10 protein-coding genes and 1 pseudogene are annotated in these 9,666 nt (G+C 44.7%); 9 read left to right on the top strand and 2 right to left on the bottom strand.

The genetic code is table 11. From position 1 onward, the window contains the following. Both O9295_RS07630 and O9295_RS07635 read left to right on the top strand, forming a co-directional pair. A pseudogene (locus O9295_RS07630) lies at positions 1 to 1,144 on the top strand (RNA-guided endonuclease InsQ/TnpB family protein); the annotation flags it as partial. 233 nt (positions 1,145 to 1,377) lie between these two features. Next, positions 1,378 to 2,169 (top strand): Uma2 family endonuclease, encoded by a 792-nt coding sequence (locus tag O9295_RS07635; RefSeq protein WP_288032561.1) that lies wholly within the window; start codon positions 1,378 to 1,380, stop codon positions 2,167 to 2,169. A 111-nt stretch (positions 2,170 to 2,280) separates the two neighbouring features. Here the strand turns inward: O9295_RS07635 and O9295_RS07640 are convergent, their stop codons facing one another. Further along, positions 2,281 to 3,009 carry a PEP-CTERM sorting domain-containing protein gene (locus tag O9295_RS07640; RefSeq protein ID WP_288032562.1) on the bottom strand — a complete coding sequence of 243 codons (729 nt, stop codon included), beginning with the start codon at positions 3,007 to 3,009 and terminating at the stop codon, positions 2,281 to 2,283. Between the two features lie 328 nt (positions 3,010 to 3,337). Between O9295_RS07640 and O9295_RS07645 the strand changes: the two genes are divergently transcribed. From O9295_RS07645 to O9295_RS07675, 7 genes are all read left to right on the top strand, one after another. Beyond that, positions 3,338 to 4,234 (top strand): ABC transporter permease, encoded by an 897-nt coding sequence (locus tag O9295_RS07645; protein ID WP_002799574.1) that lies wholly within the window; start codon positions 3,338 to 3,340, stop codon positions 4,232 to 4,234. 214 nt (positions 4,235 to 4,448) lie between these two features. Next, on the top strand, positions 4,449 to 4,781 hold the full coding sequence (locus O9295_RS07650) for a hypothetical protein (RefSeq protein WP_147072214.1): 333 nt from the start codon (positions 4,449 to 4,451) through the stop codon (positions 4,779 to 4,781). Positions 4,782 to 5,089: 308 nt separating this feature from the next. Further along, the gene (gene petP / locus O9295_RS07655) at positions 5,090 to 5,281 is read left to right on the top strand and encodes a cytochrome b6f subunit PetP (RefSeq protein ID WP_002742483.1); all 192 of its coding nucleotides are present in this window, start codon (positions 5,090 to 5,092) and stop codon (positions 5,279 to 5,281) included. A 22-nt stretch (positions 5,282 to 5,303) separates the two neighbouring features. Beyond that, complete coding sequence (locus O9295_RS07660) at positions 5,304 to 6,380, top strand: Get3/ArsA fold putative tail anchor-mediating ATPase NosAFP (protein ID WP_288032563.1); 1,077 nt, start codon at positions 5,304 to 5,306, stop codon at positions 6,378 to 6,380. Positions 6,381 to 6,386: 6 nt separating this feature from the next. Then, the gene (gene chlG / locus O9295_RS07665; protein ID WP_125732609.1) at positions 6,387 to 7,367 is read left to right on the top strand and encodes a chlorophyll synthase ChlG; all 981 of its coding nucleotides are present in this window, start codon (positions 6,387 to 6,389) and stop codon (positions 7,365 to 7,367) included. 276 nt (positions 7,368 to 7,643) lie between these two features. Then, positions 7,644 to 8,372, top strand: a complete 729-nt coding sequence (locus tag O9295_RS07670; protein ID WP_043996014.1) for a Bax inhibitor-1/YccA family protein — start codon at positions 7,644 to 7,646, stop codon at positions 8,370 to 8,372. A gap of 88 nt (positions 8,373 to 8,460) precedes the next feature. After that, complete coding sequence (locus O9295_RS07675; protein WP_002742489.1) at positions 8,461 to 8,631, top strand: CAB/ELIP/HLIP family chlorophyll-binding protein; 171 nt, start codon at positions 8,461 to 8,463, stop codon at positions 8,629 to 8,631. Positions 8,632 to 8,682: 51 nt separating this feature from the next. Here the strand turns inward: O9295_RS07675 and O9295_RS07680 are convergent, their stop codons facing one another. Continuing rightward, positions 8,683 to 9,303 (bottom strand): hypothetical protein, encoded by a 621-nt coding sequence (locus tag O9295_RS07680; RefSeq protein WP_002796853.1) that lies wholly within the window; start codon positions 9,301 to 9,303, stop codon positions 8,683 to 8,685. Between the last annotated feature and the right edge of the window lie 363 nt (positions 9,304 to 9,666).

Raw genomic sequence — 9,666 nt, forward strand, 5'->3', positions numbered from 1 at the left:
AGAGTCGCTATTGCGGCGCACATTGGGCTGTGTAAGATTAGTTTACAACAAAGCTCTCCACGAACGAACACAAGCTTGGTACGAAAAGCAAGAAAGAGTAGGCTACGCTCAAACTTCTTCAATGTTGACCGATTGGAAAAAACAAGAAGAATTAGACTTTTTAAACGAAGTTAGCTGTGTACCCTTACAACATGGGTTAAGACACCTACAAACAGCTTTCACTAATTTCTTTGCTGGTCGTACTAAGTATCCTAACTTTAAGAAAAAACATCAGGGAGGAAGTGCCGAATTTACCAAATCAGCCTTTAAATTTAAAGACAAACAAATCTATTTAGCCAAATGCACAGAACCTTTACCTATTCGATGGTCAAGACAAATCCCAGAAAGCTGTGAACCAAGCACAGTAACAGTCAGATTACATCCATCAGGACGTTGGCATATTTCAATTAGATTTGATGACCCAACAATTAAGCCATTACCAGTAATAGATAAAGCCATCGGAATTGACTTAGGAATTAGTAGCCTTGTGATTACCAGCGATGGTGACAAAGTATCTAATCCCAAGTATTTTAAAAAGCATTATCGGAGGTTGCGAAAAGCACAAAAAAATCTTTCTAGAAAACAGAAAGACTCAAAGAATCGAGAAAAAGCGAGAATCAAAGTAGCCAGAATTCAGGCTCAAATCACCGATAGCAGAAAAGACCATTTACATAAGCTAACCACTCAATTAGTTCGTAAAAACCAAACGATTGTGGTTGAGAATTTAGCCGTCAAGAATATGGTCAAAAACCCGAAATTATCTCAGGCAATATCTGACGTTAGCTGGGGAGAAATCACCCGACAATTAGCCTATAAATGCCGTTGGTATGGAAGAAATTACATCGAAATAGATAGATGGTTTCCCAGTTCTAAAAGGTGTAGTAATTGCGGGCATATTGCTGAGAAAATGCCGTTAAATATTCGAGAATGGGACTGTCCAATCTGTGGAACACACCATGACCGAGATATTAACGCAAGTAAAAATATTTTGGCCGCAGGGCTTGCGGTGTCAGTCTGTCGAGCGACCTGATGACCAGAACAGAGTAAATCTGTTAAGGCAGGTGCGAAAAATCCTTCGGGAAAGAAGCAGAAACCTAAATCGTGAGGTTTGGGAATCGCCGTCCGTTTTACGGCGGCGAGGATGTCAATTTTAGAATTAAACACGAATAGGGTTTGAAAAGCAGCATACACACTTACCCCCCCCCGCATTGTATCAAAAGCTACAATTTAATAAATATTTACATTCCTCCCCCCCAGGGCTTACGCCGCTACAGTAATCACAGTTACAATGTTTGAGAGGTCTGAGTGGTAACTGATAACTGATAACTGATAACTGAAATGACTACACCTACCTTCACCATTCCCCAATCTGACCCTTCCCTTTCCCCCCGGCAATCCCTGCCGACGATGTACGATTTACCTAGTGATAATCCACTTGAACCCGGTTTGCCTGACGAATTTCACCTATTACAACCTCAGTTATTACTGCTGACTTTCCAGCCTCCCAACTGGGAACCAGAGCTAGTTTTTAGCGCCGCTGACCTTAACCTTTACTACGATGTCAGACACCCTCAATGGTACAAGCGTCCCGATTGGTTTGGGGTGGTCGGTATTCCTCGTCTCTACGATGGCCATGACCTGCGCTTAAGTTATGTGATTTGGCAGGAAGGGGTTTCCCCTGCGATTGTGGTGGAATTATTGTCTCCAGGTACGGAAAATCAAGATTTAGGAGAAGAACTACGCCAACCAGAAGAACCGCCAACTAAGTGGACAGTTTATGAACAGATTTTGCAGGTTCCCTACTATGTAGTTTTTAGCCGCTATACTAACCAACTTCAAGCGTTTGAACTGGTAGGCGGTCGTTACCAACCCGTGACTTTAGTGGAGGGACGCTTACCGATTCCTCAACTAGAATTGAGCTTGGGTTTGTGGCAAGGTTCCTATCGGGGAATTGAGCGGCTATGGTTACGCTGGTTGACGCTGGAGGGAGAGTTAATTCCCCTTGCCGATGAGGAGTTAATTGCGGCGAAACAAGAGGCTTCTGCGGCTAAACAACGAGCAGAACAACTAGCGGCACGATTGCGGGAATTAGGGATAGATACTGAAACTATTCCTCAGATTGACTTTTAAATTTAGGCAGAGCCTAAATGTTTGGTTCCAAGGCAGAGCCTTGGAACCAGGAATTAAACAAACTACCCCAAAAAAAGAGAGAGGAAACCCGCGTCTCCTCTCCCTGGGGCATTATTTTCTGCTTTTGCGGACAGCACCCCCTAACATTAAACCGCCCAGGGTGATAAAACCAAGAAGGCTAGAGGGTTCGGGGACAGTGACTGCTGGAGTCGGAACTGTCAGTACGGTTGAGATTCCATAGAACTGGTATACTTCAGAACCTGACTTAACGGATTCGTTGATCCACCCTGACCCCAGGAAAGCGCCCGCAACACCGACGATAGTGACATTAGACCCGAGCGCCCCTCCCCAAGCACTGACCGTACCATCATCCGAGGTTCCAGACCATACGAAAAAGAAACCTACGGATTCTTGGGGAGTGCGATCAATGCCGGTTAATATGCTGCCATCCCAGAGATCGGCATTATTGTTGGCAACCCGGTTGCCATCTATGAGATAGATCGGAACACCCGTACTCGATGGATTAGTACCTGTATTATCACGGGCAGCGACTGAATCCGTAGAACCGATCGCCTTCCAAGTGATCGCACTCGGAGTAAATCCTGCCGCTGTTAAAGCCGTAGCAAGAGGGCTTCCTGTTACCTCATTGGTCACAAAGTTATTGTAGTCGTCGATGTCGGAGCTTGTTGCATCCCGTGTGCCGTCAGTAACAAACACCAAACGATACTGGTCGCCCGGATTCAAGCCGGGGGGTACGACCACCAAAGCAGCTTGTGCCGCACTGGTTCCCAGAGTTGCCAGGGCAACCCCGGCACAGACAATGCCGAGTTGTAATTTCATAACAAAGGGTTAATGGTAAATGATTTGAGTGCGTGACATTTAGATTTGGGTTAAGCGATAGGGCAACCCAAAACAATGACAAGCGAATGCTCAAAGACAAAATACACACTCCCCCCCCCACATTGTATCAAAAGCTACAATTTAATAAATATTTACATTCTTCTCCCCCAGGGCTTACGCCCCTTGTATATTGGAGAAGTGGTAGGGTGTCAGCCTTTTCTTCGAGAGGATTTGCCGATCACCAGAACCCCAAGAGAGCCATCTGATCACTTATAAACTGTTGACTATCCAAATTACTCGTTGAGACTGCATTAGAGGTAAATATTTCATGAGCCAAACCATCACACCTTCTTCCTTAAAAGCTAGTTTAGCCCCCAATCCCACTAGAGCAGCAACGGTGGACGATGGGGGAAATGTGCTAGGGGAATTTCTGCAAGAAACTCTGGCCATGACTAAACGTCTGTTCATCCAATTACAACGTCGTCCTTCAACCCTAATCGCGGGGGTAATTCAGCCCTTTATGTGGCTGATTTTATTCGGGGCATTGTTTTATAAGGCTCCCCAGGGTCTATTCGGCAACGATCTCAGTTATGCTAAATTTCTCGCCCCCGGGGTGATTGTCTTTACCGCTTTTTCTGGGGCCTTAAATGCCGGTTTACCGGTAATGTTCGATCGAGAATTTGGCTTTCTTAACCGTCTCTTGGTAGCGCCTTTAACCACTCGTTACTCGATCGTGGCCGCTTCTACCATCTATATTATCGCTCTCAGTTTCATCCAAACCGCCTCGATCGTGGCCGCTAGTGCCTTTTTAGGGGCAGGATTGCCCAGTTTAGCTGGATTAGGTGCGATCGCTTTGATTGTTTTCCTAATAGTTTTGGGTATGACTGCCTTAAGTCTCAGTTTAACCTTTGCTCTCCCCGGACATATCGAATTAATCGCCGTCATTTTCGTCACCAATTTACCGCTTTTATTTGCCAGTACCGCCCTCGCTCCCTTAAACTTTATGGCAGATTGGTTACAAGTAATCGCTAGTCTCAACCCTCTTACCTATGCGATCGAACCGATCCGTTATATTTATTTCAATCAGCACTGGTCTTTTGATAGCATAGTCTTACAAACCCCTTGGCTTGACCTCAATTTCTTGACAGTTTTAGGCCTGCTCTTAGCTTTCGATCTGCTAATCCTTTTGGCAATTCAGCCCTTACTTCGTCGTCGTTTTGCTTAAATCAGTTATCAGTTATCAGTTATCAGTTATCAGTTATCAGTTTACTTTCACTGAAAAGCCTGCAACTTTCTCACCACCAAAAACTAGACAAGTAAGTAGTTATAATTAAATTGAAGATAGATTTTGCCTCTGATTGCCCCTGCCCCCCTTGATAAGGGGGGGCTGACAACTTTTAACACCTACCCACTTAATTTTCTGAGGAGTTAGTCAGATTATGAATACTCAAAAAATGTTGATCAAATCGTCTTTATTCCTAGCTACTATTTTATTGGTCGGGGCTGATTTTAGTCCGCAAGTGTTAGCTCAAAGCTTGAACCCCAGTCAGCCAGATTATCAAAAAAATGAACGTAGTTCCGATGGCAGGGATGATCTCGGTGGTTTTAATCCTTTAGACTTGATTCATAATAGTAATTTTCGTCGTAGCCGGGACGGAGCGGAATTTCAGGAAGACACCCTCAATAATATCAACGAAGCGGCCGAGGAGTTTAAACGCAAGCAAAGAGAACAAATAGAAAATCTCCAAAATCCTGCCCCAGAAACCAAATAAAACCCTTTTTTTTGAGTAGCTAGACACAATTAATTGCACATATCTAACTACCTCTTGCCTCTTACCCCCCCAATCCCCCCGACATCGGGGCGGCTTACCTCTTGCCTATTGCCTATTGCCTATTGCCTATTGCCTATCCTAACCAGGAGGTTGATTTTGGCCGATTGCTTAGTATATATGATCGCTAAGTGCAGATGATCTGAGAAAGACCGATAACTGAAGAGCATTGGGGGGTTTATCTGACACGAATTTATATTAAACTTAGGATTGGTTTATTGAATTATCGTCTTATTAAAACTGTGGAAGTAATGGAAATCGGGCAAAAAGTCAAGGTCTGTCGCTTAAGAGACCGCGTTAACTCGGATGTAGCGGGTAAATTGGGTAAAGTGGGTGTCATCAAAAATTTTAAGATGACCGATGGCAGCGGTGTTGGTGCTGTTGTCCAGTTCGATGATAAGACCGCTACTTGGTTTTTTGAGGATGAACTCAAACTCATCTAAATATAACGCTTAGGAATTAACTATGTCCTTAATTTTGACCTTTTTGGGCAAGGGGGGCAGCGGTCGCAGTACGATAGCGATCGCTTCGGCGAAGAAAATGGCTGGTCTGGGGTCAAAAGTTCTCTTGATCGGTCAAGATTCCGGTCCTGCTTGGGGATTACTCCTCAAGGCCTCCCCTAGCTCCTCCATTACGGAAATTGCCCCCAATCTCTCGGTTGTGCAGCTTAGTAGTACACAGTTACTAGAAAAAAGTTGGGAAGAAGTCAAGGAACTGGAAAAGCAGTATTTGCGTTCTCCCACCTTGAAAAATGTTTATGGTCAAGAGTTGGGCATTTTACCCGGAATGGATCAAGCTCTAGCTTTAAATTTCCTGCGGGAACAGGATAAAAGCGGAAATTACGATGTCATCATCTACGACGGCAGCGGAGATATCAACAGCCTGAGAATGTTGGGTATTCCAGAGGTAGGTGGCTGGTATTTACGGCGTTTTCGGCAGGTTTTCAGTGATTCCGAGATTGGTCGCACCCTTTCTCCCTTTTTCCAACCGATCGCCGCTGCCGTGCTGAATTTCTCCTTTAATCCCGATGGTTTGGGGAAGAAGGCCGATAATAACATTTTAGACGAGGGGCGCTCGGCTTTAGCCGATCCTCGGCGAGTTTTAGCCTATCTAGTCACCAATGATGATCCACTTGCGATCGCAGATGCCAAATATCTTTGGGGTGCGGCGCAGCAAATCGGTTTAAATGTGGGGGGAGTGATTTTTAATCGCTGTCAGAGTGCCACGGAGGATTTTGCCCCGCTGCCGGCGGCGATTTTACCGGACCGTCAAGGAGAAGATTGGCAGGAGTTAATCGCCGAGTTACCCAATTTTCTCACGGTGCAGCCGCCCAAACCGTTAATAATCGATACGGCAGTCGGTCAGGTCAAGGTTTATTTACCCGGATTCGAGAAAAAACAGGTAAAACTGACGCAATCGGGTCCAGAATTAACCATCGAAGCGGGGGAGCAACGGCGTAATATTGATGTACCACCGCCTCTAACCGGACGAGCGGTAAAAGGGGCAAAATTCCAAGACGGTTACTTAATTATTTCTTTTTAAGGGATTATGTCGAACACCGAGATAGAAAACAAGGATAATCGAGGCGCAAAAACTCGCCAGTTATTGGGCATGAAAGGGGCCTCATCGGCAGAAACCTCCCTCTGGAAAATCCGCTTACAATTGATGAAGCCGATCACTTGGATTCCCCTAATTTGGGGGGTTGTCTGTGGGGCTGCTTCATCGGGGAATTATACTTGGTCTTTAGAAGATGTCTTAAAAGCGGCCACCTGTATGTTACTTTCCGGTCCATTGATGACTGGTTATACCCAAACTTTAAATGATTTTTACGATCGAGAAATCGATGCAATTAATGAACCCTATCGCCCGATTCCTTCGGGGGCAATTTCTATTCCGCAAGTAGTCGGCCAGATTTTGGTTTTATTAGCGGGTGGGTTAGGAATAGCTTATCTTCTCGATCGCTGGGCCGGTCATGATTTCCCGATCATGCTCTGTTTAACCCTATTTGGTTCTTTTATCGCCTATATTTATTCAGCGCCACCTTTAAAATTAAAACAAAATGGTTGGCTGGGAAATTATGCCCTCGGTGCTAGTTATATAGCATTACCTTGGTGGGCTGGTCACGCCCTTTTTGGTCAGTTAAATTGGACAATTATGATCTTAACCCTTATCTATAGTCTAGCGGGGTTAGGCATTGCTGTAGTTAACGACTTTAAAAGTGTGGAAGGTGACGAAAAATTAGGCTTAAAATCCTTGCCAGTTATGTTTGGAATTACCACCTCGGCTTGGATTTGCGTGATTATGATCGATGTTTTTCAAGCAGGAATTGCGGGTTATCTGATTAGTATTCATCAGAATCTTTATGCCGCTATTTTACTGTTATTAATTATCCCTCAGATCACTTTCCAAGATATGTATTTTCTGCGGGATCCGCTCAAAAATGATGTCAAATATCAAGCCAGCGCCCAGCCTTTTCTAGTGTTAGGAATGTTGGTGACAGGTTTGGCTTTAGGTCAGGGGATACTCTGAAGATTGTAGTTAGTAAAAACAGGAAATATTCAGTTTACGGGACATTATCGCCTTGAATCGGGCTTCTGTTTACGGTAACTTAAAAGGTCAAGAGGGGAGAAAACTGTGGCTTCTAGCTAGATCCCTAGTCTTTTCGTTACAATCAAGAGGGAATCGATGCTGGGGGAAAAATTACTTTTTTTTCTTCCCTGCGATTCGGCATTCTTGACGAACTAATCAAGAATAGTTTCTGTTTAACAAGATTGATTGAGACAAGTATCTCGAATCCTAGTAACCATGAGTAATACCAGTAACTTTCGTCAAGCTTTACGCGAGGCTAAAAGCCAAGCTCTTATCGGCCCTAATGTTATCCCCAAGGCCCTGCCCTATCTCGGTGGCGGTCTAATTTTGACTGCGGTGGGAACCTATGGCGGTTTAGGTGTGATCCAATCCTATCCCCAGATTTTCTTCCCGACTTTCTTTGTCGCCCTGGTTGCCGAGATTATTTTATTTTTTGTCGCCCGTAATACTGCCGAAAGAGGCAATACAGGCACTGCTCTGCCCCTACTGACTCTCTATAGCCTTCTTTCTGGCTATACTCTCAGTGGAATCGTCTATGTGGCCTTAGGTACTTCCGGTGTCGGTTTGCGAGGAGTAGCAATTGCTGCCCTCGGTTGCGGCATTGCTTTTGTGTTGGGACGGAATATCGGCTCGAATCTGTCGGAAAAAGATGGTTTAGCCCTGACTCAAACCGTTAGCATCGGTATTCTCGCTCTCTTTATTGTTCTCATTGGTCAGCTAATTTTCTCTATCTTTGGTGGTGCTACTCCCACCTGGTTAGAAATCGCCATTTCTGGCATCGGGGTTTTCTTGTTTGCCGGCTCGGCAGTGGTGGACTTTTACATCTTGCCCCGTACCTACAGAGATGAGCAGTATCTCAGCGCTGCTTTATCGATGTATTTGACCTATATCAACCTATTTATCTTTATTCTGCGCCTTTTAATCGCCCTTAACGGTCGAGATTAGGGCAAATAGGGAGGAGTTAGAAATTAGTTACAACCTAAGTTCTAACTCCGCTAGAATAGTAAAGAAATGTAAAGAGCCTGTAAAGATTATGACTGAACCACAACCGACTCAAACCCCCAAATTAGAAGATCCCAAATTTGGCTTTAATGACTATGCCGAGCGCCTCAACGGTAGGGCTGCTATGATTGGTTTTGTGATCACCCTGTTGATCGAGTATCTAACTGGCCAAGGTCTGTTATCTTGGTTAGGGTTACAGTAGTTTTTTAGGCTTTTTTAGGCATTCTAGGGGAAATATAGCCTTGAGTGTTAGTTAACGCATACAAGCTTCATGATTTTCCCCGTAGAATCCTTGCAAGACCGAATCACCTCGCTGTTGCGGTGTCCCGTGGGAGCGATTAGGAGCTTCAAAATCGCCCACTTCCGAAGCGGCTTCCGCTAGAAGTTTTCCCGCTATTATATAATCCTGTTTGGATAAACCTCTAGCTTCGGTAAATAACCAAGAAAGGGTATCTCCCGCTAGACAATCGGCCTGTAATTCAATGCCGATGCTCATCCCACCTTCATCGATGCCACCAATACCCCGATTCCACTGAACAGCGTGAGCGGCCTCGTGAGCGACGGCGTAAAGGGGAAATAAAGGATTATCGCTAATACCAGTAACTTGCTTGAGATTGACATAGACTGTATTATCTACAGTGCAGAAAGCCGCTAGGGAAATTACGCCGCAGGGAGTGGTTATCGGGCCATCGCTTAACAAATACTTAAAATTGATCTGGTGTAATTGAGCCGTATATTCAATTACCGCTTCTAAGGCATCCGTAATATCGTCTGCTTGCGCTCTCTGGGCTAGAGGGGATAAAATCAAGAGGGAACTACAAGAAACGGCAGATATCAGGGATAATAACCGTTTACGGCCAGAGTTAGGTTTCATGGTACTAACAAAGTCGGGAGTGAGGAAGAAGTTTAATTGATCTGAATTAGCCTACCGCTACGATCACAATTTTAAAAGCTATATCTAAGACTTCCAGAGAAAATACAGAATTTACGCGGCTTTTGATCGAAGTTTACAGAATTCCTCGTCAAGGTTTAGGAAATTAATTGGGCACGACCACTTATTGTGTTGAAAATATGTCCGTCAGTCAGGCAAAAAGCTCCTCATCGGAAATTTTGGGTCTGAAACCCCGCCGTTCTAGGTTGGCTTTACGTTAGAATTAAAAGGCCAGTCTCGAAAACCAAGTGGACGGCGCAGCACCTTGAAAACTCGGCTTAGGGGGTTCCGACCAGAAAAGCTTGG

It is taken from the genome of Microcystis sp. LE18-22.4A (assembly GCF_027531105.1).
GTDB lineage: Bacteria > Cyanobacteriota > Cyanobacteriia > Cyanobacteriales > Microcystaceae > Microcystis > Microcystis aeruginosa.